This is a genomic window from Enterobacter cloacae complex sp. ECNIH7 (genome assembly GCF_002208095.1).
Lineage (GTDB): Bacteria > Pseudomonadota > Gammaproteobacteria > Enterobacterales > Enterobacteriaceae > Enterobacter > Enterobacter cloacae_M.
In genome coordinates, this window is record NZ_CP017990.1 from 3,875,457 (window position 1) to 3,898,085 (window position 22,629).

Below are 22,629 nucleotides of genomic sequence, written 5' to 3' on the forward strand. Positions count from 1 at the left end.
ATAAAGACATACTCTTTTTAATAGGGACATGACATGGGAATGAAGATGCCTCACTGGTGGCTCTCGTGCTGCCTGATATCTATGCCCGCTCTCTGCGCGAACCCGGCGGCAATCATCAACACCGGGCAGCTTCGCGAAACGCAGGAACTCCCCTCGCTCAATGGCCGCGTTGCCCCTGCGGCCGGCAAAGCCGCACCCGGTTCATTGCAGCTTGGCGATGCCGTTAACCGCGCCGTCACCTGGCACCCGGCGATCGGCGAAGCCGTGGGAAAACTCTATGAACAGAGCGAAGAGGTGGACGTCGCTAAATCAAAATACTATCCGCAGATTAATGCCGGCGTGGACAACGGCTATTCCCATGACGGCGACCAGAACGGCTTTACCCCATCGCTGGTGCTCTCTCTCTCACAGATGCTCTACGACTTTGGCAAAGTGGCCAGCCAGGTGCGCGCCGAGAGCGCGGGCGTTGCCCAGCAGCAGGCCAACGTGCTGGTGAGTATCGACACTATTGCCCACGATACCGCCATCGCCATGGTGCAGGTGCAAACCTTACAGCAGATGGTCGACACCGCTAAAGAACAGCTCGACGCCCTCTCCTCGATTGGCACGCTGACCCGCCAGCGTAACGACGAAGGGGCCACGTCGCTCTCTGACGTGGTGCAGACCGATGCGCGCATTGAAGGCGCGCGCGCCCAGCTGATGCAGTACCAGGCCAGCCTGGACAGCGCCCGCGCCACGCTGATGAGCTTTCTCGGCTGGAACAGCCTGAACGCAATCAGCAATGACTTTCCGCAAAAGCTGGGCCGGAGCTGCGACATCGCCGAGCCGGATGACCGTCTGGTGCCCGCGGTACTTGCCGCCTGGGCGCAGGCTAACGTCGCCCAGGCGAACCTCGACTACGCCGACGCGCAGATGACGCCCACCGTCTCGCTGGAGCCGGAGGTGCGTCACTATATGAACGATCGCTACGCGGGGAGTGAAACCCGGGATCGCACCCAGTATTCCGCCTGGGTAAAAGTGCAGATGCCGCTCTATCAGGGCGGCGGCCTCACCGCCCGGCGTAACGCTGCCGGACACGCGGTGGAGGCGGCGCAGTCCACCATTCAGCGTACGCGTCTTGACGTCCGCCAGAAGCTGCTGGAAGCCCGCAGCCAGGTGATGAGCCTGCAAAGCACGCTGCAAATTCAGGGCCGCCAGGAAGCCCTCAGCGCCCGCACCCGCGAACTGTACCAGCAGCAGTATCTCGATCTCGGTTCGCGCCCGCTGCTCGACGTGCTCAACGCCGAGCAGGAGGTCTATCAGGCGCGCTTCACCCAGCAGCAGACCCTCGGTCAGCTGCACCAGCTGCAGCTCAACTGCCTGTATAACACCGGGCAGCTGCGTCATGCGTTCGATCTTGATAACCGCACCATCCAGACCGTGGAGATCCAGCCATGAAGCAGCGCGAAATCCCGCAGGGTGAAAACATGACGGATGAGGCGCTGGCGCAGTGGGCGCAGGCCTTTGGTTTTGTCGCCACGCGCTACCGCGTCGCCTGCTCGCCCGGCTCGCTCATCGCGGGCGCGCCGTGGCTAAAAGGCAAACCGATGGTGCCCGCCCTCACCCAGCTGGCCCGCGAAGCGGGGCTGTCGTTTCAGCTCCTTACCGACGATCGGCAGGCGATCAACAGCTGGCGTCTGCCAGTAGTGGTGGCGATGAACGACGGCAGGATCGGCGTGATCGAGCATTTCGACGGGGAGGATACGCTGGAGGTCAGCTTTTTCGACAATGAGACCTATACCAACCGGCTGTCGATGACGGCGATGCTGCCCGCTATCCGCCACGTTATTGCCCTGCGTCCCCTCGCCGCGCTGAAGGACAGCCGCGTGGACGCCTACATCTCAAAATACCGTCCGGACTGGCTCTACCGGCTGGTGATGCGCGACCTGCGCCCCTACAGCTGGGTCATGCTGGCCGCCCTCTTTATCAACGTGCTGTCGCTCTCCGGGATTGTCTTTTCCATGCAGGTCTATGACCGGGTGATCCCCGCCCAGTCCTATCCGACGCTTTACGTCCTGACCATCGGGGTGCTGATTGCCACCCTGTTTGGCTTTGTGCTGCGCGTGGCGCGCGGGCACATTATGGATCTGCTCGGCAAGCGCTCGGACATGCGCGTTTCAGATCGCGTCTTCGGCCACGCGCTGCGGCTGCGCAACAGCGCGATCCCCCGCTCCACCGGCAGCTTTATCTCTCAGCTGCGCGAGCTGGAGCAGATCCGCGAGATGGTCACCTCGTCCACTATCTCGACCATTGTCGACCTGCCCTTCTTTTTACTGTTCGTGGTGGTGCTGGCGATCATCGCCCCGCAGCTGGCGTGGATCGCCCCGGTCGCGGCGGTGATCATGGTCCTGCCCGGCCTGCTGCTGCAGAAGAAGCTGGCGGAGCTGGCGAAGCAGTCGGCCCATGAATCGACCCTGCGCAACGCGGTGCTGGTGGAGAGCGTGCAAGGTCTGGAGGACATCAAGCTGATGCAGGCGGAAAACCGCTTTTTGCAACAGTGGAACAGCTATATCCAGATCACCGCGGAATCCGGCCTGCGCACCCGCGAGCTGACGCAGAACCTGATCAGCTGGGGGATGACCATTCAGAGCCTGGTCTACGCCGGGGTGATTGTGGTCGGCGCCCCGATGGTGATCGACGGCACCCTGACTACCGGCTCGGTGGTTGCCGCGTCGATGCTGGCCTCCCGCATGATCGCCCCGATGGCGACGCTGTGCGGCGTGCTGGCGCGCTGGCAGCAGGTCAAAGCGGCAAAAGAGGGGCTGGACAGCATCATGCAGCTTCCCACCGAAAACCAGCGCGAGGAGACGCCGATCCGCCAGGACGTGCTGCGCGGACACTACCTCTTCGAGCAGGCGCAGTTCCGCTATCAGCCGGACGATCCGCGCATGGCGCTGCGCATTAACCGGCTGGAGATCCGGCCGGGAGAAAAAGTGGCGATCCTCGGGCGCAACGGCGCGGGCAAATCGACCCTGCTGCAGGCCATGGCGGGCGGGATGGATCTGGCGGCCGGCGAGCTGCGGCTTGATAACTTCAGCCTGCCGCATCTCGACGTCGCCGATGTCCGGCGCAACGTCGGCTTTATGACCCAGAACGCGCGGCTGTTTTACGGCACCCTGCGCGAAAACATCACCCTCGGCATGCCGCGCGCCACCGACGAAGAGATTTTCGAGGCGCTGGAGCTGACCGGCGCGGCAGGCTTCGTGCAGAAGCTGCCCAAGGGGCTGGACTACCCGATCATGGAAAACGGCGTGGGGTTATCCGGCGGGCAACGCCAGTCGATTCTGCTGGCGCGGATGCTGCTGCGCGATCCGAATATTGTGCTGATGGATGAACCCACCGCGTCGCTGGACGAGCACACCGAGCGGGAATTCATCCAGCGTCTGGGCGACTGGCTCGGGCATCGCACCCTGATTGTCGCCACGCATCGCGTACCGGTGCTGGAACTGGTGGAGCGCGTCGTGGTGTTGAAAGAGGGAATGCTGGTGATGGACGCGCCAAAGGCACAGGCGCTGAACAACAGCCGTATGCAGCAGCAACAGCAGCAGGCAGCAACCGGACGGGAGTGGAAAAATGAAAATCAGTCAGCGTGACGTGGCGGCAATGGACGATCTGGATAACGCCCTCGACTCCGAAAGCGGCTACACCGGCGCGCGTCGGATCGTGATCTTCTCGCTGCTGATGTTTGTGGTGCTGGGCATCTGGGCGTGGTTTGGCGTGCTGGATGAGGTATCAACCGGCTCGGGTAAAGTGATCCCCAGCTCGCGCGAGCAGGTTCTACAGTCTCTCGACGGCGGGATCCTCACCGAGCTGAACGTCCACGAGGGCGATCAGGTTCAGGCCGGACAGGTGCTGGCGCGGCTCGATCCGACGCGTTCCGAATCGAACGTCGGCGAAAGCGCGGCGCGCTACCGGGCTTCACTGGCCTCCAGCGCCCGCCTGTACGCCGAGGTGAACGATCTCCCGCTGAAGTTTCCCCCTTCGCTGGCAAAGTGGCCGGATCTGATTGCTGACGAAACGCGCCTCTACAACTCCCGCCGCGCGCAGCTGGAGGATACCCAGCGGGAGCTGCGCGCCGCGTTAGATCTCGCCAATAAGGAGCTGGCCATCACCCAGCGGCTGGTCAAAACCGGCGCCGCCAGCCACGTGGAGGTGCTGCGCCTGCAGCGGCAGAAAAGCGATCTGGAGCTGAAGCTCACCGACGTACGCTCGCAGTATTACGTTCAGGCCCGGGAGGCGCTCTCCAAGGCCAACGCGGAAGTGGACATGGTTTCGGCGATCCTCAAAGGCCGCCAGGATTCCGTGACCCGTCTGACGGTAAAATCCCCGGTGCGCGGGATCGTGAAAAACATCAAGGTCACCACCATCGGCGGCGTAATCCCGCCCAACGGCGAGCTGATGGAGATTGTGCCGGTGGACGATCACCTGCTGATCGAAACCCGCCTGTCGCCGCGCGATATCGCCTTTATCCACCCGAACCAGGAGGCGCTGGTTAAAATCACCGCCTACGATTACGCCATTTACGGTGGCCTGCACGGGGTCGTCGAAACGATCTCTCCGGACACCATCCAGGACGAGGCCAAGCCGGAAGTGTTCTATTACCGGGTGTTTATCCGCACCAGCCAGGATTACCTGGTGAATAAGGCGGGCAGGCACTTCTCGATTGTGCCGGGGATGATTGCGACGGTGGACATTAAGACCGGCGAGAAAACGGTGCTGGATTATCTGATTAAACCGTTCAACCGGGCGAAAGAGGCGCTAAGGGAGCGATAGCCAATCGCCGGGTGGTACCCGGCCTACATCCCCCCAGGCCCTTGCAAGCGAAGCGCCGCCGGGCATTAAACCGCACGCCAGAACTGGAACCTGCCTCGGAGGATTAATCTTTAGTCATGCATCCCACTTCCCTTCAGCCATCGCCCAGGTAATATTAACCGCAGACAAAACGCACTTGCGCACAGTGCAGGAGTGCGTTACTATTCATTCAGCTTCACGGACTGGAGCTCGCCAGCATTATGATTAGTTATTTTCGGGATCAATGGCTTGAGGATTTTTTTCTTTACGGCAGATCGAGCAATGTTATCCCTTCAAATCTGGAAACAGCGCTTGCGAGAAAGCTCGATATCATCAGGGCAGCAACCTCGCACAGGGATTTGCGATCGCCACCGGGTAATATGTATGAAGCATTGAATCCTCCGCTGAAGGGCTATTCCTCCATCCGGGTAAACAGGCAATACAGGCTCGTATTTCGCTGGACAGAGGGTAAAGCAGAAGATCTGTACCTCTCTCCACACAAGTACACGCAACACAAGTGAGGCATCATCTATGACACTTCAACAGGCACTCCGCAAACCCACCACGCCGGGCGACGTGTTGCAGTATGAGTATCTTGAACCGCTCAATCTGAAAATCAGCGATCTGGCGGAGATGCTCAATGTTCACCGCAACACCATCAGCGCGCTGGTCAATAACAATCGCAAGCTTACTGCCGATATGGCGATCAAGCTGGCAAAAGCCTTTGATACCACGATTGAATTCTGGCTGAACTTACAGCTGAACGTTGATATCTGGGAAGCGCAATCTAACGCCAGGACGCAGGAGGAACTAAGCCGTATAAAGACCGTTGCGGACGTCATGGCTAAGCGAAAATCTGGCCAACCGGATGTAGCCTGACCCGAACAGGCGCGGAGATCTTACTCCGCCGGGCGAGGTGCGGCGCTGTTATACACGCCAATATAACGCGCAAATTTCCCAATAAACACACCGGCAAACACGCCGCCGGAGACGATCGCCAGCGCGCTCATGGCGGGCTGCTGCATCGTCTGGGGAGAGACCGCGCTCATCACGCCCAGCACATACTTGACGCCGAACGCCAGCATCATAAACGGCAGCGCGGTGTAGTCTGCCTGACGGTAAAGGCTGCGCGGCGCATCTGCGCGGGTGATAACCGCCTGCTTAATCAGGAAATACCCCAGCGCGGCCCCGGCGAGGATCCCCGCCGTCCACAATGCGACAGTTCCGGGCGTCAGCGTGCGGTAGACCACCAGATCGTAAATATCCCAGACAAGAAAGATCGCCGGAATAATGGCAAGCCTCTCCAGCGTAACGGTGGCAGGCCTGCGGGCTTTAATGCCGCGAGAGATAAGGAAGATAAACAGCACCCACACCCAGGCGGGCGTGTGCGTAACGACACCGAACAGAAATTCAAACATGGCGATTTCCATGGACGATCGCGGCTCGTGCCGCCCTGAACGCGTATTGCGCATAACGGCAGGAAAGCCATTATGCGCAGGTCTTTTACAGCGATTTTTTCAGGCGCTGAACCGCTTCCTTCAGCTCTTCATCCGTTGGCGTGACAAACGACATACGCAGCGTTGAATGGTCCGGCTCATTGCAGTAGAAAAACTCGCCCGGCACAAATACTACGCCGTTACTTAACGTTTTTTCCAGCCAGCGGGTGGTATTACTCCCATTTTTCATAGTCGCCCACAGGAACATGCCGCCCTTCGGCTTGTGGAACGACATCACATCGCCCAGCTCGGCCTCCAGCTCGGTTGCGAACGTCTGGTATTTCTGGCGATAGGCTTCGCGGATCGTTTTAATCTGATCGGGCAGACGACCGGTTTTCAGGTATTCATACGTCATCAGCTGCGACAGCGTGCTGGTGTGCAGATCGGTGGTTTGCTTAAGGTTTACTACTGCGCGCTTCAGCCATTCCGGCACCAGCACCCAGCCCACGCGGGTTCCTGGAGCAAGAATTTTGGAGAAGGTCGAGGTATACACCACGTTGTCTTCGTTGCCGATATCTTTGGCATGGGCCATTAACGGGCGGAAAACTTCATCGGTATAATTAATTTCGCTGTACGGATCGTCTTCAATAATGACGAAGTCATAGCGCTTCGATAATTCCACCAGCTGTTTGCGACGCGCCTCAGAGAGGGTTACCCCGCCAGGGTTGCCAAACGTCGGAACAATATAGACCGCTTTGATGGTTTTCTTCGCCGCCAGCGCTTCAAGCTCGTCGACCTTCATGCCGTCACCATCGGTGCCAACGGATTCAAAATTCGCCTGCGCCAGACCAAAGACCTGCAGCGCGGCAAGATAGGTTGGACGCTCAACCACAACGATATCGCCCGGGTTAATTAATGCACGCGCCAGCACGTCGAGGGACTGCTGTGAACCGGAAGTAATAACGACATCATCGGCCTTACAGGCGATACCGCGCCCCTCGCAGATGCGCTGAATTTCTTCCCGCAGCCCCGGTACACCTTCGGTCAGACCGTACTGAAAGGCCTCGCCAAAATGCTGTGATAATACGGCATCAGCGGCAATTTTCAGCCCTTCGTGATCGAACAGATCGGGATTAGGAATACCCCCGCCCAGCGAAATGACGCCGGCCATTTTGCTATGTTTTAATAATTCACGGATGGCAGATGATTGCAGGCCCTGCGCGCTGCTGGCGAGTTTATTCACAGACATTCTTTGCATACCTTCTTTTTTTATAGTGTGCCCAATCTTAGCAGAATATGGGCGATAAATTCCGTTAGCTTAGGGAGAGGTCGTAAATCCTGGCGCCACAGCAAATGCACGGGTCTCGGCGCCGGAATATACGCCTCCAGCACGCGCACCAGCCTGCCGCTTTCCAGATCCTCCGCCACCAGCACCTCCGGCTGCAGCAGCAGCCCCGCCCCGGCTCTCGCGGCCATCCGCAGCCCGTAGCCGTCGTTGCATCTCAAGACCGCATCCCGCTTCCAGCGCACCTCGCCTTCGACGCCCGGCAGCCGCCACTCGTTGCGTGCGGTCCACACGCTGTGGGATAAGCAGAGATGATCCACCAGATCGGCAGGAGTTTGCGGCGTACCGTAGCGCGCAAGGTAGTCCGGCGCGGCGCAGATCACCATCCGGTAAGGGCAGAGGTATTTCGCCACCAGATCGTCGTTGTGAATGTCGCCAATACGAATGGCCAGATCGATGCCCTCCTCCACCAGATCCACCATCCGGTTGGTGAGATCCAGCTCGATGCGCACTTCCGGGTAGCGTTGTAAAAAAGAGGCCGTAAGCGGCGCGATCGCGCTGCCGCCAAACGAGGTGGGTGCGGTCACGCGCAGGGTGCCGGACGGCGCGGCACGCAGGCGTTCCACCGCGCTTTCGGCAATCGCCACCTGCTCCAGCACCCGCTTCGCCTCGTCGTAATAGACCCGTCCGGCGTCGGTCAGGCTCTGGCGCCGCGTGTTACGCTCCAGCAGACGGGTGCCGAGCTGTGATTCCAGCAGCGCAACGTATTTCCCCACCATTACCGCCGACATCTCCAGCCGAGCCGCCGCGCCAGTGAAGCTGCCGCACTCAACCACGGCAATAAAGGTCTCCATGCTGCGAAGCTTATCCATATTCCAAACTCCTGATTAGTAATCTCCTAACTTTAGACCAGTTTATCTGCATTTTTATTTATTAAAGAATGAAGGCTCACAACATAAGGAGTCGGCTATGAAAATCGTCATTATTGGTGCCAGCGGTACGGTCGGTCGTGCGGTAACGGAAGAGCTGAGTCGTCGCCACGAGGTCATCCGCGTCGGCCGCACGCAGGGCGACGAGCAGGTGGATATCACCTCGCAGGCGAGCGTCCAGGCGCTGTTTGAGAAAATCGGCCCGGTGGACGCGATTGTCTCCGCCAGCGGGGGTCTTTACTTTGGCCCGCTCGCGACCATGAAGGACAGCGACTTCAACCAGGGCCTGCAGGACAAGCTGCTGGGACAGGTGCGCCTGGCGCTGACCGGCCAGCATTATCTGAACGAAGGCGGCTCTATTACGCTGATAAGCGGCATCGTGGCGCACGAGCCAATTGCCCAGGGCGTAAATGCCACCACGGTGAATGCGGCGCTGGAAGGGTTTGTCCGCGCGGCAGCCTGCGAGCTGCCGCGCGGGATCCGCATCAACCTGATTAGCCCGACGGTACTCACCGAATCCGTCGAAACCTACGACGGCTTCTTCCCGGGCTTTGAGAGCGTTCCCGCCGCGACCGTGGCGCAGGCCTATCGCCGCAGCGTGGAAGGCGTGCAGAGCGGGCGGGTGTATAAGGTGGGCTACTGAGCCTTACGGGCGGCGATCAGCACCAGCATCGGGCGCTCCGCCTCTTCGGCCAGCGCGGGCCAGGCGTCAATCTGCGCCTGCGTTGGCCCCCACTCGTTGACGTCGCTTATCGTTAATCCGGCCCCGATCAGCGCGTTAAGCGTGGTGCCGAGCGTGCGGTGGTATTTCACCACCCCGTCCGCCAGCCAGTTGCTGACGCGTTTGCCTTCATCCTGATAATGGTTTACGCCCCAGAACCGCTCGCCGCTATCGTCGGTCAGCCAGCCCTGACGGGTGGCGCAGGTGTATATCGGGTGCTCCATCGAAAAGACCAGGCTGCCGCCGGGCTTGAGCGCGCGCTGGACCCTGGCGAATAGCGTATCCAGTTCCGGCAGGTAGTGCAGCGCCAGCGAGCTGTAGACCAGATCGAGGCTGTTCTCGTTGAGCTTGAGAGATTCCAGATCGCTACGCTGATAGTGAATCTGTGGGTCAGCGGTAAGCTCCGCTGCGCGGGCGAGCATCTTTTCTGAGATATCGACCCCCGTGACGTCAGCAGCGCCCAGCTCGCGCGCCGCGCGGCAGAACCAACCGTAGCCGCAGCCGAGATCGACAACCGATTTGCCGGTTAAATCAGGCAGCATGGCCTTAAGCGCGGGCCACTCCGGCGCGCCGTCCAGACCCTGCACCGAGCGTGGAAGCTGGGCGTAGCCTTCAAAAAACGCCGGATTGTCGTAGATGTTTTGTGCCATGGCAGATCCCTCTTTAAGAATGTGCATAGCAGTATACTGCATTGTCGGGTGGCGGCTTCGCCTTACCCGACCTACGGAAGTGCGGCCTGATGCCCTCACCCCAACCCTCTCCCACAGGGAGAGGGGGAAATGCACGTCAACCCACCGAGCCCCAGACAAGGTTGCCCTTATGGAACGTCGCGGTGCGCGGCGAAATGCGCGCCACGGCCTCGGCGGAGCAGGAGGCATCCACCAGCACAAAGCTGGCGTCGTCCTGCGCTTTCGGCCACACGCGCTCGCCTTTGTCATTCAGCGGCAGCACGTCGCCGGTGGCAATGCCGAGCGCGCGGGAGAGCGTCTGCTCGTTCGGGCGGATGTACAGCTGAGCGTATAGATTCGCCTTCTCCAGCATGTCCCCCAGACCGTACGGCGACCAGTGGTCGATGACGCTGTCGGTCCCCGTCATCACGAACACACCCTTCTCGCGCAGCTGCTTCAGCGGCATATGCAGGGTGCCAATCGGCACGGTGGAGGCGATGGTCACCCGCTGCGCCGCCATGCGGGTGGCGATCTCATCCACCTGCTGCTCGTTGAGCGTCGCCAGCGCAAAGGCGTGGCTGATGGTCAGCTTGCCCTTCAGCTCCGGCGTTTTCTCCACGGTCTCGACCATGTAATTCACCGCCGCCACGCCCGCCGGGCTGGTTTCATGCAGGTGGATATCCACACCTTTGTCGTAGTCCAGCGCAATCTGGAACATGGCGTCGAGGGATTTCTCCATTGCGCCGTCGACGTTGGTTGGGTCCAGCCCGCCCACGTAGTGCGCCCCGGCCTGCATCGCCTCGCGCATCAGCTTTTCGGAGTTCGACAGCAGCAGCCCGTGCTGCGGAAAAGCGACAATTTCGCAGTCAAAGCCGGGCTTACGGCGCGATAAAACCGCCTGCAGGTTTTCCAGATTCTTCAGACCGGAGGTCGGCTCGATATTGCAGTGGCTGCGGGCGATGGTGGAGCCTTTCGACTGGATCAGATCGATCAGCTTTTCCGCGCGCTCCTGGGTGTAGGGCTGCAGCTCCGGCAGCAGCTTCTGCTCGAGGCGGATCATATCCTGGATCGTGGTGCCCGCCGGGCGGTTCAGGGAGCGCCACGGACCGCCGTAAAAGGTTTTATCCAGGTGAATGTGCATGTCGCGCATCGCCGGGAGCATCAGCTTGCCGCCCGCATCGTAGTGCGGCAGCGTTGCGTCGGCGTGGCTCTTGTTATCGCGCAGGGCGACGATCTTCCCGTCGTTAATCTCCAGCGTTTTCAGCTCGGTGCGGGTGCTCGTCGCCACGCCGCCGTCAAAATTAAACCCGGCCTCCAGCAGCACGTTGTCCAGATAGTAATGTTTCGCGGTGATGCTCATCGGTTTGCCCGTCTCGCAGGTTGGCTTCGCGGAGTCAGCAGCATACGCGACGGATCCGGTGGCGCCAAACAGCGCGCAGGCGGTGACCATTTTGCCGCTCTGGCTAATAAATTCGCGGCGGCTTTTGTTTTCACTCATCTTATCTTCCCTCATTAACAATATGGGTACCGGTTTCCCCGCGCAGCGCCGCGGGCAGGCAGTCCGGCGAGGTGATAATCACGCGCCTGCCGCCGTGGTGTAAAAATTCCAGCGAGGCGACGATTTTGGGCAGCATGCTGCCCGCCGGGAAGTGGCCCTCCTCCCTGTAGCGCGTCATCTGCGCCACGCTGACGGTGTCCAGCGCCTGCTGGTTCGGCTTGCCGAAGTTGATGCACACCTTCTCCACGCCGGTGGTAATCACCAGCACGTCGGCATCGATCTCGCGTGCCAGCAGCGCGGTGGAGAGATCTTTATCAATCACCGCATCGACGCTCTGGTAGTCGCCCTGCTCGCTGCGAATCACGGGTATTCCGCCGCCGCCCGCGCCGATCACCACAAAGCCTTTTTGCGTCAGCGTTTTGATGGCGTCGGCCTCAACGATGCGCAGCGGCTGCGGTGAAGCCACCACGCGACGGTAGCCACGGCCTGAATCCTCGACAAAATGCCAGTCCAGGTGTGCCTGCTGCAGCTCGTCGCGCTGCGCCTCGGTGAAGAACGCACCGATAGGTTTGGTAGGGTGAGTAAAGCCCGGATCGTTTTTATCCACCTCCACCTGCGTAACGACCGTGACCGCTTTTTGCTCCCCGCGCGCGGCCAGGCGATTGTTGAGCGCCTGCTGGATCAGGTAGCCAATCCCGCCCTGGGTGTCCGCCACGCAGTTTGCCAGCGGCGTCAGCGGCAGCCCTTCCCGCTCGTGGGCGATTTCGGCGCGGCGCAGATCCAGCCCCACCTGGGGGCCGTTGCCGTGCGTGAGCACGATGTCATAGTCGGAGGCCAGCATTTCCAGCACCGACTCTGCCACCGCTTTCACAGCCTGCGCCTGATGTTCAATCGACTGGCTGGCGTTGTCTTTGATAATGCTGTTGCCGCCGATGGCGACGACCATAAGCTCTTTCATTTTGTTTCCTTTCGAAGGTGCGTTCTGGTGCCTTCACCCCGGCCCTCTCCCACAGGGAGGGGGATTAACGTTCCCTCTCCCTGTGGGAGAGGGTTAGGGTGAGGGCATCAGGCATTATCAGGATTCAGAAACCGGTGCCGCCGCGCTCGCCGCTTCGCGACTATCCAGCACATGCTTCACCACAAACATGCCGCCCATCATCAGGTAGGCCGTAACGAACATCAGCGAACTGCCTTCGGCAAAGCCCACCACCGGGGCGTGGATCACCCCAAACAGCGCCAGCAGCGCCCCGACGGCGGCCGCAACGGCTCCGCGCAGCGGCTTGTTGATGATGGCGAAGATGGCGATACAGCCCCACAGCATGCTGGCGAGCGGCGCGCCGTTACCGAGATGCACCAGGCCTTCGTAATAAATTCCTTTGCTGTGCAGCACGTCGGTGCCGATCTTCGCCGCGCTGGTGCCCGCCGCCCCCATCACGCTGTTCATCATGGTCAGCGCCCAGTTGGCGATCCACGGGAACAGGCAGATGAAGATCACCGGCACCTCCACTTTGGGCGTTTCCCTCACCACCTGGTTGGCGGTGACGACGCCGATAAACACCAGAATCGGCACGATGGCGGTCATCGGAATGATGGCGAGCATAAATGCCCCCAGCCCGAACAGCGGCACGATGAACATGGTCACGCCCGAGGCCAGCGTGTAGCCGATGCTGGCCCCCATCGCTTTCCAGCCGGGGTGGCCGACGTAGACCGTCACCGGGAAGGGGTTCCCCATCAGGCAGCCGAGCATCGACGCCAGACCGTTCGCCAGCATCACCTTACGCGTCGGGTACGCATCTCCCGCCGCGTGGGCGCTTTCGATGTTCTCCAGGTCAAAGATGTAGTTCGCCAGCCCCAGCGGCACGGCAGAGGCCAGATACGGCAGCGCGTGCGGCAGGCCCTGCATGAAGCTGTCCACGTGCACTTCCGGCGGATTAAAGCCGAAGGATGACATAGACGCTTTAATCGCTTCCGGGCTTTGCAGACCGGAGATCCACGCCAGTGCCGTACCGGCAATCAGCAGCAGCAGACCGGTCGGGATACGGGCGAAAATCGGCTTTTTACCGAACCAGTTGATGAAGATCAGCAGCAATACGATAAACGACACGGTCGGCGCTTCGAACGCCTGCAGCATCGGGTTCATCGCCAGCAGCAGCAGGCCCAAACCGGAGAGGCACGACAGCAACACGGTACGCGGGATCATCTTGCGGATGGTTTCACCGAGGAACGAACCGCCCGCGAGGATCATCGCCTCCACGAAGCACCACACCAGGCCAATCTGGATCGCGAAGTCCGCATCGCCGGTTTGTTGATAAACCGGCATCAGGACCAGGAAGGTCACGGTAAAAATCGACGGCGCGCTCGGGCCGGACGGTAGCGCGGTCACGTCCGTTCGTCCGGTGGCGCGCGCCATCTGCATGCCGAACCAGGCGTAGCAAATACTCGCCACCAGCACCGCCAGCCCGAAGGCTGGCGCGATGCGTCCATAAACAATCTCCTTCGGGATGCCGACGACAAAAATGAGCAGCCCCATCATGGTCAGCAAATTGGTCAGGTTGTTGGTCATCAACCCGAAATACGCCGCCCAGTCACCTCTTTTCCACTCCAGCTTCATGTTTTTCATGGATGCATGCCTTATAAAAAGTAGCGATCGCGGAAGGTCAACAGCGCCTTTTCAAAACAGCTAAACGGCGGGTGAACGATGCCCGCCCCAATCATGCCGATGCCCGCGTCTTTGTGGGCAATGGCGGTGTTAATCACCGGCAGAATGCCGCTGCCCGCGACTTTGGTGATGTCGATGGCGGTTGGGATGCCCATAAACGAGAGCAGCGGAATGGTGACGTTCGGGTTTTCGCCGAGGGTGATTTCGCGCATCTGGCGGGAGAAGTCGATGGCTTCATCCACCGTGCCGCCCACCAGGGCGACAATCGCCGGGGCCGTCGCCATCGCAAAGCCGCCGATGCCGTAGGTTTCGGTGATGGCGCTGTCGCCGATGTCCAGCCCGGAGTCTTCCGGCTTATAGCCCGCGAACATCGGGCCGATCACCTGCTGCGCCGGGCCGGTGAACCACTGCCCCGGCAGGCCTGAAACGCGCAGGCCGAACTCGTATCCGTTACGCGCCATGGTGGTGACGACGGTGCTGTACTCAATGCCGTGCGCGGCGTCCAGCGCGGCCTTACACATCGCCATCCAGGTCGGGCCGGAGAAGTAGTCGCTGCTGGCGACAAACTCGAACACCTCGCGCTGCTGCGCCACCGGATAGCCCGCCTGAATCAGCCCCGGCGTCAGCGCCTGAATAAGAAGCGTGGTGCCCGCGTTGTTGCGGTTGTGGCACTCGTCGCCCATGTGCAGCGCCTGGGCCAGCATCAGGCGCAGGTCGATTTCGCCGACGATCTTCATCGCGTCGCGCAGCATCGGGCCGAGCACGTCGCGCATCCAGTTCAGACGGTCGATCACGCTCTGGTCGTTAGCGCCCATGCGCAGGATCTTCGCCATCTGCTCGCTGAGGTTGGTGAACGCGCGGTTGCCGTAGGTTTTGTTCTCCACGATGTGCATAAACATCGACGCGGAGGTGACGCCCGCCATCGAGCCCACGCAGTCGTGCTCGTGGCACGGCGAGAAGGTAATTTCTCCGGAGGCAGCGAGCCTTGCCGCATCGTCCAGATCTTTCGCCAGCCCTTCAAACACCAGCGCCCCGGTGACCGCACCCTTCATCGCCCCGCACATGTTCTCCCAGGCGACAGGCGGACCGGCGTGCAGAATGGTGGTGCGGGTCATGCCCGGCACCACGTTAATGGCCTGGTCATAGCCCACCAGCACCGGATGGGACTGAATAATGCGCTCAAGAGCGATGCGGTTGGCGGCGGCGATTTTCTCCGCCAGCGGTTTTTCCGCCAGCCGATCGAGCGCTTCAACAACCTGCATATTGCCCTGCCCCGGCGGCGTCCAGTCGAGCTGGGTCACGGGAACGTGCTGTTTTTTGAGGTCGTCGCTGAACATCGCAATGCCGACGTTAATCACGTTCAGCCGCTGGTTGAATAAGGTCGTCATTATGCTTTCTCCCCTTTGCAGACAAATTCGCGTGCCAGTAATCCGGTGTTGGTACTGCTGCTGGCCCAGATGACGCCTGCGTCGGTCAGCAGCTGGCACTGCTGCGCCAGCGACTGCGGATCCTGGTCGGTGCCGAGCACGTAGCCGAGAATTTCCAGAGGACGGTTATCGGCCTTCGCGATCGCCTGCGCCTCTTTGATAGCGTCGATCATCACGCCGACCGGATCCTCATGCGCGCCGAAGCCCAGCACGAAGTCCATCACGATGACGCCCACCTCCGGATCGCGCGCCTCCTGCAGCAGGCGGCTGATGCGGTTGGTCGGGTCGATCATCGGGTGCGGCTTGCCGTTGGTGAAGTCATCGTCGCCAAAGTCGAGGAAGGTGTGGGCTTTACTGACATTGACGTCGCTCAGGCGCTTAGCTGGATCCGGCTGGATGTTACTGTAAACGTCGTCGAATTTCGCAAGCGCCGCGAACATCGCCTCGTCGCACAGGGTGCCGCCGCAGAACAGGCCGCGAATGTACTTCTGCTGCGGCGTCAGGCGAGTGCGCACCTCTTCAATCAACGGCCAGTTGAGCGGATGCAGATCGAGGGACTCTTTTTTGATGCCGGTGAGCAGGACCGCCTTCAGGGCCGCCTCTTTGGTGCCGCGCGCAAACTGCAGGCCGTCTTCATCGGCGGGCGGTTCGCTGCGGCCGAGGAAGCTGACAACCACCGGTTTGCGGCAGGCGCGCGCGCGGGCCAGCACTTTCTCCGCCACCGCAGGGGCCGGTGGCTTGGAGATCAGCGCAATCACCTGGGTCGCGTCGTCCGCTTCCAGCATGTCGATGGCGTCGAGCATCATCAGGCCGCCGATTTTCTCGCTGAGATCGCGTCCGCCGGTGCCAATCAGCTGCGACACGCCGCCGCCGAATTCGTGAATGCGCACGCTCAGCTCCTGGCTGCCGGTGCCGGATGCGCCGACGATGCCAATCGGTCCGCGGCGCACCGCGTTGGCAAAGCACAGTCCCGCGCCGTTGATAATGGCGGTGCCGCAGTCCGGCCCCATCATCAGCAGACCTTTCTTATGCGCAAGCTGCTTCAGCGCCAGCTCGTCGTCGAGCGACACGTTATCGGAAAACAGCATCACGTTGAGATCGTTTTCCAGCGCCTGGCGCGCTTCGCGGGCAGCGAAGGTGCCGTTGACGGAAATCACCGCGAGGTTGCTCTCCGGGCGATGAGTTTTGGCGCTGGCAATCGTGGCGTAGCGCGCTTCATGGGTGCCGCCGCTCTCTTTACGCGTGAACAGCGCTTCGATGGCCGCCAGGGTTTCATCATTCGCCGCGTCGCCTTTAATCACGATCATCAGGTCGCCGTTTTTGGCGTCGGCTAATTCCGGCGTTAATAGCCCGAGGTTTTTTAATACGCCTTTGTTCATTTCCGTCGCCATCGCGACAAACGCCTGCTCGACGCCCGGTAATTTATTGGCTTTGGTGGAAACAGACATTAATGATACGGAGTCAAAATATGTGTTCTTTTTTATGACGATTTTTGTGGGCATTATTTTCTCCTGAACGCGGATAAAAGGGGGCCGCCGTCGTGCAAAATGCACGTCGGTAAAAATGCGTTTTAATTAGCGGCCAGCCGGAAAAAGCTGGCCGAATGCGTTATGCGCCCGCCGCCAGCAGTAGGTCAGCTATTGCATCGAAGCCTTTTTCCCGCGCCAGTTCGAGCGGGGTTTTACCGTACTTGTCGGTCATGTGCGGGTTCGCGCCGTGATCCAACAGCAGCTTCACGATCTCCTGCTGCTTAGCGCCGCCGTCGTTAAGCACGATCGCTTCCAGCAGCGGCGTCCAGCCGACAAAGTTAGTGTGGTTGACGTTGATATCGGTTTTTTCCAGCAGCTCGCGCACGATCTCCACGTGCCCTTTTTCGCTGGCAGGGGTAATGCCCACGCCGCCAAAGCGCGTCAGGCGGTCGAGATCCGGATTTGCCGGAAGGACAAGGCGCAGCAGGGTGATATCGTTGGTCAGGCAGCTAATGAGGAAGGGGTTAAAGCAGGTCTGATCCTGTTTATCAATATCCGCCCCGGCGGCAATTAATAACGCCACGCAGTCATAATGCTTTTTCAGGCTGGCAATAATAACGGCGGTTCTTTTCTGACGGTTGGTGGCGTTAATATCCACGCCTTTCTCCAGACAGGCTTTTAGCGCATCGCTATTGCCCTCTTCTGCCGCCAGCAGAAATTCAGTAACGAGTTCGTTCGCAGACATATTCAGACTCCCGATGTTTTTATTTCTGTTGACCTGAGAATAGCAACAGCCTGGTCATAAAAGAATCCGCTTAAAAATGATTCATCGACAGTCAATTCATTGTTGAGGTAAATTCAATAAACCGGTCAAAACGTGCGTCTGTGCAACCTTTTTCTTATGTTTACCCGCTTTTTAGCGCTTCTGCCTGCATTATGCTTATGTCTGACGAAGCCTTACCGTATGCGGCTTTCGACAAAGAGTCAGAACTGTGATCGGCTTCAAATGCGTTGTAACAACGCTGTTAAAATATGTTCAAAACTGATGGCTGAACGGAGTGAGATATGAATTCCATCTTTACCGAGGAGAACCTGCTGGCCTTTACTACCGCCGCACGCTTCGGCAGCTTCAGCAAAGCCGCCGCCGAACTGGGCGTGACGACCTCTGCCATCAGCTACACCATTAAGCGCATGGAGACCGGGTTGGACGTGGTGCTATTCGTCCGCAGCACGCGCAGCATTGAGCTGACAGAGTCCGGATTTTACTTTTATCGTAAGGCCACCGACCTGCTTAACGACTTTCACGCCATCAAGCGCGGGATTGACACCATTTCTCAGGGCATTGAGGCGCGGGTGCGCATCTGTATCAACCAGCTTTTGTATACCCCACGCCACACGGCGCGGCTGCTGCAGGTGCTGAAAAAGCAGTTTCCCACCTGTCAGATCACCGTGACCACCGAGGTCTACAACGGCGTCTGGGACTCCATCATCAATAACCAGGCCAACATCGCGATTGGCGCGCCGGACACGCTGCTGGACGGTGGCGGGATTGATTACACCGAGATCGGCGCCATTCGCTGGGTGTTTGCCATCGCGCCGGAACATCCGCTGGCATTCACCCCGGAGCCGATAGCGGAAAGCCAGCTGCGCCTGTATCCCAACATCATGGTGGAAGATACCGCGCACACCATTAACAAAAAGGTCGGCTGGCTGCTGCACGGGCAGGAGGCGATTCTGGTCCCGGACTTTAACACCAAATGTCAGTGTCAGATCCTGGGCGAAGGGATTGGCTTTTTGCCGGAATACATGGCCCGCGAGGCGGTAGACGCGGGGCTGCTGGTCACCCGACGGATTAATAACCCGCGTCAGGATTCGCGCATGCTGCTCGCCACGCAGCATGCCGCAACCGGCCAGGTCACGCGGTGGATCAAGCAGCAGTTTGGTCCAGCGGGGGTACTGACCGATATCTATAGCGATTTACTGTGGCGCGCCTAGCTTTTGCTCTGTACCCAAAACGCGTGAATGAGGCCGGGGAAGTAGCCCAGCAGCGTCAGAAGAATGTTGATAATAAACGCCCAGCCAAACCCTTTGCCCAACAGCACGCCCAGCGGCGGTATAAGGATCGTAAAAACAATACGCCAAAATCCCATATAAACACTCCGTTCAGTCTAATCCATTGAAAATAATAAAGAGAACGCTGTAAGCATAGCCAGTTTATTCGTCTGTACCAGTTCCGGGCCTCGCGTTTACCCTCTTTTACGCTTTTGACGCTGGTTTAATGCATCGAATTAGTTTAGCATTTACTTAATTAAGTAAATGCTAAACTATTATGACCGAACTCGAACAGCTTCAGGCCAGCGCCGGGCAGGCCGCCACACTCTTAAAAGCGATGAGCAACCCCCGTCGCCTGCTGATCCTCTGCACCCTGTGCGGAGCGCCCGGCACCAGCGCGGGGGAGCTTGCGCAAGCCACGGGGCTAAGTCCTTCCGCCACGTCGCAGCATCTGGCGCGCATGCGTGAGGAAGGGCTTATCGACAGCACTCGCGATGCGCAGCGCATTCTCTATTCCATTAAAAACAATGCGGTACATCAGCTTATCAGCACTCTGAAAACCCTTTATTGCCCGTAAGGAGTCGCCATGTCACTTCCTCTTCTTTCACCGCGCCAGGCCAATGCCCGCGTCGCTGAAGGCGCAAAACTGATTGATATTCGTGATGCCGATGAGTACGCCCGCGAGCATATTCCCGCCGCGCGGTCCGTGCCGCTGGATACCTTACCCGACGCACTTAACGCGCAGGCGGGCGATACGGTGATTTTTCACTGCCAGTCCGGCGCCCGGACGTCGGGGAATGCCGACCGCCTTGCTCAGGCCGCCGCGCCCGCAGAGGCATTTGTGGTCGAGGGGGGCATTCAGGGCTGGAAGCAGGCCGGACTGCCGACCGTCGAAGACAAGTCCCAGCCGCTGCCGCTGATGCGTCAGGTGCAAATTGCCGCCGGGCTGTTAATACTCTGTGGCGTGGTGCTGGGCTATAGCGTCTCCAGCGGCTTTTTCCTGCTCAGCGGCTTTGTCGGAGCCGGTCTGCTGTTCGCCGGTGTGACGGGCTTTTGCGGCATGGCGCGACTGCTCAAGGTGATGCCCTGGAACCGGCGTACCTCATAAGCAATAATCGGTGAAATACGCTGTACCCGGCGTCATGCGTGGGCTAAGGTGAAGATCGCTAAAACGATGAGGAGGTAATATGTTTTCTGTCGGTGATTATGTGCAACCGCGTAAGGGCGGCCCGAAACTGAAAGTGCTCGAAGTAAACGGTGACAGCATTGTGGCGGTCCAGGCCAGCAATGAGCAAGGCGAGAAATATACGCTGAAAGCCGCCGATGTGGCGCCTTATACCGAAGAAGGCGATTTCGGCGTCTGCTGAACAGTCAGCCGGGCGGCGTGTTCCGCCCGGCTCATTCGTTAGATCAGAAAATCATCCAGTGATTTACCGTCTGCCAGCGCGCTGGCGATAGGCTTCGGCGTGCGGCCCTGGCCGGTCCACGTTTTCTCTTCGCCGTTCTGGTCAATAAAGCGATATTTTGCTTCACGCGGCTTACGCTTTTTCGCTTGCTTACCCGTCTGCGCCAGTTCAGAACCCAGCAGGTCAGTCGGTGAAATACCATCAGCTTTCATTAGCTCCAGCAGGGCATTAATTTTTTCCTGCTGCTCAGCACGCTGCTGCTCTAATTCCGTCAGCTCGCTGCGTTTCTCTTCAGTAACGACCCTGACCTTTTCCAGCATTTCCTCAAGAACGTCCAGGGATAATTCACGCGCCATGGCGCGCAGGGTTCGGATATTATTAAGATTCTGTAACGTCAAAGACATATTATTTGAAAACCTTTTCTTTGGGGGGTAAATAGATAAATCGCCGACAGAATAATTCATTTGAGTTGAAATATCTACCCAAGGGTCCGTAAGGGCATCAGTGTAAATATATTTAGAACTCACTGTTAATAATAGCGCAAGGTGCTGACAGGACACCGATGAATCCAATCACTCCATTAATATAAATGGCCAACTTTAATCCAAATTACAGCATACTGCGCCGCGTCAGGTGGAAGATTCCTGACTTTAGCCACTAACAAAACCAACTCATTGATTTTAATGCAAAAAACATCAAACAAGACAGATTATAACGATCGGAACAAAAAACGAACAACTTTAGAGAATTTTGTGGACAAAAGGCGATTAAATAAAAATTTATCACTAGTTGTTAGTTCAAACGCAGAAATATACGCTATACACGTCAAACAAACCAACCTAAAGCACTAACCGCTGAAGGAAAATCGTTTCTTTTGTGTTCTTCTCAAGGAGTTCAGACATGTTCTCGCCGCAATCTCGCCTGCGCCACGCGGTGGCGGATACTTTCGCGATGGTTGTTTACTGTTCCGTCGTGAACATGCTGATCGAAATATTCCTCTCCGGAATGTCCTTCGAGCAGTCGCTTTCTTCTCGTCTGGTGGCGATCCCGGTCAATATTATTATTGCATGGCCTTACGGTTTATACCGCGATGCGGTAATGCGCTTCGCGCGTCGTATCAGCCCAGCAGGCTGGGTGAAAAACCTGGCGGACGTTCTGGCGTATGTGACGTTCCAGTCGCCGGTTTACGTGGCCATTCTCCTGACAGTCGGTGCAGACTGGCACCAGATCGCTGCGGCGGTCAGTTCGAATATTGTCATTTCGATGTTGATGGGAGCCGTTTACGGCTATTTCCTCGACTACTGCCGCCGCCTGTTTAAGGTCAGCCAGTACAGCCAGGCAAAAGCGTGATGTGAAGCGACTGGCGCACGCCAGTCGCGGATTTACTGTACGTCGCCAAACAGTCCCTTCAAAAATCGCTCCAGCGCCATACGCGAACTGAAACCGTGCGGAATACCGTAATGCTCATGCCGTTCACCGCCTAAATAGAGCGGAAATTGCTGATAATGATCGCAGGTTTTAATATCCGAGGCAGGCTCAGCAAATGACAAACTTCTGTCTTTCAGCGTCGGGTGAATAATGAGAGCGGTACGTCCCATTCTTGCTTCGCGATTAACATAAACATAATTCTCGCCGCGGCGATATCCATACGCTTTTGGCGTCACCTCATCCATGGTGAATCCCTCTTTTTCAAGAACGCGTGCCACCTCGTCAGGTCGTAAATACATATCTTTTCCTCGTTATCTTTTCCTGCCCGGCAACCTTACAGTATTCAGCAATAGCAGGGCTTTCAGAATAGTCCATAAACTGCCGGATAACGCGTGATGCGCTTCAGATATTAAATTTCTGAACTAAACTGAACGGGAACACAAAATTACGGAGGATCGTATGTTTAACAGACCGAACCGAAACGATATTAATGACGACGCGCAGGATATTCGTAATGATGTCAGCCAATTAGCGGACACGCTGGAAGAGGTGCTGAAGTCCTGGGGAAGTGACGCGAAGGACGAAGCGGATGCCGCAAAGCGTAAGGCTCAGTCTCTGCTCCGTGAAACCCGCGCCCGTATGAACGGACGTTCACGCGCCACGCAGGCTGCCTGCGATATGGCAAGCTGTGCTACGACCTTCGTGCGTGAAAAACCGCTATGTACTCTGGGAACCGTCGCAGCGGTCGGCATCTTCGTCGGTGCCCTGCTCAGCCTGCGTAAATAATCCCGCGTATTCTGCCCCGGTAGCCTCAGGCGCCG

Annotated in this window: 25 protein-coding genes; 12 read left to right on the plus strand and 13 right to left on the minus strand. The window is 58.7% G+C overall.

From position 1 onward, the window contains the following. The first annotated feature begins 33 nt into the window (after positions 1–33). The 5 genes from WM95_RS19140 (at position 34) to WM95_RS19160 (ending at position 5,709) form a co-directional block, all read left to right on the plus strand. Positions 34–1,437 carry a TolC family outer membrane protein gene (locus WM95_RS19140; protein ID WP_059445672.1) on the plus strand — a complete coding sequence of 468 codons (1,404 nt, stop codon included), beginning with the start codon at positions 34–36 and terminating at the stop codon, positions 1,435–1,437. Next, positions 1,434–3,632 (plus strand): type I secretion system permease/ATPase, encoded by a 2,199-nt coding sequence (locus WM95_RS19145; protein WP_023308901.1) that lies wholly within the window; start codon positions 1,434–1,436, stop codon positions 3,630–3,632. Before WM95_RS19140 ends, WM95_RS19145 begins: the two co-directional genes overlap by 4 nt. A 10-nt stretch (positions 3,633–3,642) precedes the next feature. After that, positions 3,643–4,812: an HlyD family efflux transporter periplasmic adaptor subunit gene (locus WM95_RS19150; protein WP_088545052.1), complete on the plus strand. Its 1,170-nt coding sequence runs from the start codon at positions 3,643–3,645 to the stop codon at positions 4,810–4,812. Positions 4,813–5,051: 239 nt separating this feature from the next. Then, a complete protein-coding gene (locus WM95_RS19155; protein WP_063408809.1) occupies positions 5,052–5,351 on the plus strand; it encodes a type II toxin-antitoxin system RelE/ParE family toxin in 300 nt (99 codons plus the stop codon). A gap of 10 nt (positions 5,352–5,361) precedes the next feature. Then, on the plus strand, positions 5,362–5,709 hold the full coding sequence (locus WM95_RS19160) for a HigA family addiction module antitoxin (RefSeq protein ID WP_063408808.1): 348 nt from the start codon (positions 5,362–5,364) through the stop codon (positions 5,707–5,709). A 20-nt stretch (positions 5,710–5,729) separates the two neighbouring features. Here the strand turns inward: WM95_RS19160 and WM95_RS19165 are convergent, their stop codons facing one another. The 3 genes from WM95_RS19165 to WM95_RS19175 form a co-directional block, all read right to left on the minus strand. After that, on the minus strand, positions 5,730–6,248 hold the full coding sequence (locus tag WM95_RS19165) for a DUF6622 family protein (protein WP_063408807.1): 519 nt from the start codon (positions 6,246–6,248) through the stop codon (positions 5,730–5,732). Positions 6,249–6,333: 85 nt separating this feature from the next. Next, a complete protein-coding gene (locus tag WM95_RS19170) occupies positions 6,334–7,515 on the minus strand; it encodes an aminotransferase-like domain-containing protein (RefSeq protein WP_088544959.1) in 1,182 nt (393 codons plus the stop codon). A gap of 20 nt (positions 7,516–7,535) precedes the next feature. After that, the gene (locus tag WM95_RS19175) at positions 7,536–8,423 is read right to left on the minus strand and encodes a LysR family transcriptional regulator (RefSeq protein WP_063408805.1); all 888 of its coding nucleotides are present in this window, start codon (positions 8,421–8,423) and stop codon (positions 7,536–7,538) included. Between the two features lie 97 nt (positions 8,424–8,520). Between WM95_RS19175 and WM95_RS19180 the strand changes: the two genes are divergently transcribed. Beyond that, positions 8,521–9,123 carry a short chain dehydrogenase gene (locus WM95_RS19180; RefSeq protein ID WP_023308908.1) on the plus strand — a complete coding sequence of 201 codons (603 nt, stop codon included), beginning with the start codon at positions 8,521–8,523 and terminating at the stop codon, positions 9,121–9,123. On the opposite strand, the gene WM95_RS19185 is transcribed toward WM95_RS19180, so the two are convergent. The 7 genes from WM95_RS19185 to WM95_RS19215 all read right to left on the minus strand — a co-directional run bounded on the left by WM95_RS19185 (position 9,117) and on the right by WM95_RS19215 (position 17,667). Then, a complete protein-coding gene (locus WM95_RS19185; RefSeq protein WP_063408804.1) occupies positions 9,117–9,851 on the minus strand; it encodes a class I SAM-dependent methyltransferase in 735 nt (244 codons plus the stop codon). The genes WM95_RS19180 and WM95_RS19185 overlap by 7 nt on opposite strands. A 136-nt stretch (positions 9,852–9,987) precedes the next feature. Further along, on the minus strand, positions 9,988–11,367 hold the full coding sequence (locus WM95_RS19190) for an amidohydrolase family protein (RefSeq protein WP_063408803.1): 1,380 nt from the start codon (positions 11,365–11,367) through the stop codon (positions 9,988–9,990). 1 nt (position 11,368) lies between these two features. Next, positions 11,369–12,325 (minus strand): carbamate kinase family protein, encoded by a 957-nt coding sequence (locus WM95_RS19195; RefSeq protein WP_088544960.1) that lies wholly within the window; start codon positions 12,323–12,325, stop codon positions 11,369–11,371. A 117-nt stretch (positions 12,326–12,442) separates the two neighbouring features. Then, the gene (locus WM95_RS19200) at positions 12,443–13,987 is read right to left on the minus strand and encodes a hypothetical protein (protein ID WP_047173850.1); all 1,545 of its coding nucleotides are present in this window, start codon (positions 13,985–13,987) and stop codon (positions 12,443–12,445) included. Between the two features lie 11 nt (positions 13,988–13,998). Continuing rightward, positions 13,999–15,414 carry a DUF1116 domain-containing protein gene (locus WM95_RS19205; RefSeq protein WP_176600603.1) on the minus strand — a complete coding sequence of 472 codons (1,416 nt, stop codon included), beginning with the start codon at positions 15,412–15,414 and terminating at the stop codon, positions 13,999–14,001. Continuing rightward, entirely contained in the window at positions 15,414–16,955 is a 1,542-nt protein-coding gene (fdrA, locus tag WM95_RS19210) for an acyl-CoA synthetase FdrA (RefSeq protein ID WP_063409813.1), read from the minus strand. Before fdrA ends, WM95_RS19205 begins: the two co-directional genes overlap by 1 nt. 106 nt (positions 16,956–17,061) lie before the next feature. Further along, on the minus strand, positions 17,062–17,667 hold the full coding sequence (locus WM95_RS19215) for an ankyrin repeat domain-containing protein (RefSeq protein ID WP_039263421.1): 606 nt from the start codon (positions 17,665–17,667) through the stop codon (positions 17,062–17,064). Positions 17,668–17,987: 320 nt separating this feature from the next. Here WM95_RS19215 and WM95_RS19220 point away from each other — a divergent pair, with 320 nt between their 5' ends. Beyond that, positions 17,988–18,917, plus strand: coding sequence for a LysR substrate-binding domain-containing protein (locus WM95_RS19220; protein WP_023308916.1), 930 nt, complete (start codon positions 17,988–17,990; stop codon positions 18,915–18,917). Here WM95_RS19220 and WM95_RS19225 read toward each other — a convergent pair. After that, positions 18,914–19,072: a YqaE/Pmp3 family membrane protein gene (locus tag WM95_RS19225; RefSeq protein WP_023308917.1), complete on the minus strand. Its 159-nt coding sequence runs from the start codon at positions 19,070–19,072 to the stop codon at positions 18,914–18,916. The genes WM95_RS19220 and WM95_RS19225 overlap by 4 nt on opposite strands. A gap of 179 nt (positions 19,073–19,251) precedes the next feature. Between WM95_RS19225 and WM95_RS19230 the strand changes: the two genes are divergently transcribed. The 3 genes from WM95_RS19230 to WM95_RS19240 all read left to right on the plus strand — a co-directional run bounded on the left by WM95_RS19230 (position 19,252) and on the right by WM95_RS19240 (position 20,341). After that, positions 19,252–19,551: an ArsR/SmtB family transcription factor gene (locus WM95_RS19230; protein WP_063409815.1), complete on the plus strand. Its 300-nt coding sequence runs from the start codon at positions 19,252–19,254 to the stop codon at positions 19,549–19,551. Positions 19,552–19,560: 9 nt separating this feature from the next. Next, positions 19,561–20,082 (plus strand): rhodanese family protein, encoded by a 522-nt coding sequence (locus WM95_RS19235; protein WP_047173853.1) that lies wholly within the window; start codon positions 19,561–19,563, stop codon positions 20,080–20,082. A gap of 79 nt (positions 20,083–20,161) precedes the next feature. Then, positions 20,162–20,341 carry a hypothetical protein gene (locus tag WM95_RS19240; RefSeq protein WP_023308920.1) on the plus strand — a complete coding sequence of 60 codons (180 nt, stop codon included), beginning with the start codon at positions 20,162–20,164 and terminating at the stop codon, positions 20,339–20,341. Between the two features lie 38 nt (positions 20,342–20,379). Here the strand turns inward: WM95_RS19240 and stpA are convergent, their stop codons facing one another. Next, on the minus strand, positions 20,380–20,784 hold the full coding sequence (gene stpA, locus WM95_RS19245) for a DNA-binding protein StpA (RefSeq protein WP_023308921.1): 405 nt from the start codon (positions 20,782–20,784) through the stop codon (positions 20,380–20,382). A gap of 496 nt (positions 20,785–21,280) precedes the next feature. Here stpA and alaE point away from each other — a divergent pair, with 496 nt between their 5' ends. Then, entirely contained in the window at positions 21,281–21,730 is a 450-nt protein-coding gene (alaE, locus tag WM95_RS19250; RefSeq protein ID WP_008502567.1) for an L-alanine exporter AlaE, read from the plus strand. Positions 21,731–21,762: 32 nt separating this feature from the next. Here alaE and WM95_RS19255 read toward each other — a convergent pair whose 3' ends face one another. Continuing rightward, on the minus strand, positions 21,763–22,107 hold the full coding sequence (locus WM95_RS19255) for a DUF2002 family protein (protein WP_023308923.1): 345 nt from the start codon (positions 22,105–22,107) through the stop codon (positions 21,763–21,765). Between the two features lie 160 nt (positions 22,108–22,267). On the opposite strand from WM95_RS19255, the gene WM95_RS19260 reads away from it, so the two are divergent. Beyond that, complete coding sequence (locus WM95_RS19260; RefSeq protein ID WP_023308924.1) at positions 22,268–22,594, plus strand: DUF883 domain-containing protein; 327 nt, start codon at positions 22,268–22,270, stop codon at positions 22,592–22,594. Positions 22,595–22,629 lie beyond the last annotated feature (35 nt).

Coding starts and splice junctions, on each gene's coding strand:
- WM95_RS19230 (WP_063409815.1), top strand. CDS start 19,252: ATGACCGAACTCGAACAGCTTCAGGCCAGCGCCGGGCAGGCCGCCACA.
- fdrA (WP_063409813.1), bottom strand. CDS start 16,955: ATGCCCACAAAAATCGTCATAAAAAAGAACACATATTTTGACTCCGTA.
- WM95_RS19235 (WP_047173853.1), top strand. CDS start 19,561: ATGTCACTTCCTCTTCTTTCACCGCGCCAGGCCAATGCCCGCGTCGCT.
- WM95_RS19145 (WP_023308901.1), top strand. CDS start 1,434: ATGAAGCAGCGCGAAATCCCGCAGGGTGAAAACATGACGGATGAGGCG.
- WM95_RS19215 (WP_039263421.1), bottom strand. CDS start 17,667: ATGTCTGCGAACGAACTCGTTACTGAATTTCTGCTGGCGGCAGAAGAG.
- WM95_RS19140 (WP_059445672.1), top strand. CDS start 34: ATGGGAATGAAGATGCCTCACTGGTGGCTCTCGTGCTGCCTGATATCT.
- stpA (WP_023308921.1), bottom strand. CDS start 20,784: ATGTCTTTGACGTTACAGAATCTTAATAATATCCGAACCCTGCGCGCC.
- WM95_RS19170 (WP_088544959.1), bottom strand. CDS start 7,515: ATGTCTGTGAATAAACTCGCCAGCAGCGCGCAGGGCCTGCAATCATCT.
- WM95_RS19185 (WP_063408804.1), bottom strand. CDS start 9,851: ATGGCACAAAACATCTACGACAATCCGGCGTTTTTTGAAGGCTACGCC.
- WM95_RS19175 (WP_063408805.1), bottom strand. CDS start 8,423: ATGGATAAGCTTCGCAGCATGGAGACCTTTATTGCCGTGGTTGAGTGC.
- WM95_RS19200 (WP_047173850.1), bottom strand. CDS start 13,987: ATGAAAAACATGAAGCTGGAGTGGAAAAGAGGTGACTGGGCGGCGTAT.
- WM95_RS19195 (WP_088544960.1), bottom strand. CDS start 12,325: ATGAAAGAGCTTATGGTCGTCGCCATCGGCGGCAACAGCATTATCAAA.
- WM95_RS19190 (WP_063408803.1), bottom strand. CDS start 11,367: ATGAGTGAAAACAAAAGCCGCCGCGAATTTATTAGCCAGAGCGGCAAA.
- WM95_RS19240 (WP_023308920.1), top strand. CDS start 20,162: ATGTTTTCTGTCGGTGATTATGTGCAACCGCGTAAGGGCGGCCCGAAA.
- WM95_RS19155 (WP_063408809.1), top strand. CDS start 5,052: ATGATTAGTTATTTTCGGGATCAATGGCTTGAGGATTTTTTTCTTTAC.
- WM95_RS19160 (WP_063408808.1), top strand. CDS start 5,362: ATGACACTTCAACAGGCACTCCGCAAACCCACCACGCCGGGCGACGTG.
- alaE (WP_008502567.1), top strand. CDS start 21,281: ATGTTCTCGCCGCAATCTCGCCTGCGCCACGCGGTGGCGGATACTTTC.
- WM95_RS19255 (WP_023308923.1), bottom strand. CDS start 22,107: ATGTATTTACGACCTGACGAGGTGGCACGCGTTCTTGAAAAAGAGGGA.
- WM95_RS19225 (WP_023308917.1), bottom strand. CDS start 19,072: ATGGGATTTTGGCGTATTGTTTTTACGATCCTTATACCGCCGCTGGGC.
- WM95_RS19220 (WP_023308916.1), top strand. CDS start 17,988: ATGAATTCCATCTTTACCGAGGAGAACCTGCTGGCCTTTACTACCGCC.
- WM95_RS19150 (WP_088545052.1), top strand. CDS start 3,643: ATGGACGATCTGGATAACGCCCTCGACTCCGAAAGCGGCTACACCGGC.
- WM95_RS19205 (WP_176600603.1), bottom strand. CDS start 15,414: ATGACGACCTTATTCAACCAGCGGCTGAACGTGATTAACGTCGGCATT.
- WM95_RS19260 (WP_023308924.1), top strand. CDS start 22,268: ATGTTTAACAGACCGAACCGAAACGATATTAATGACGACGCGCAGGAT.
- WM95_RS19165 (WP_063408807.1), bottom strand. CDS start 6,248: ATGTTTGAATTTCTGTTCGGTGTCGTTACGCACACGCCCGCCTGGGTG.
- WM95_RS19180 (WP_023308908.1), top strand. CDS start 8,521: ATGAAAATCGTCATTATTGGTGCCAGCGGTACGGTCGGTCGTGCGGTA.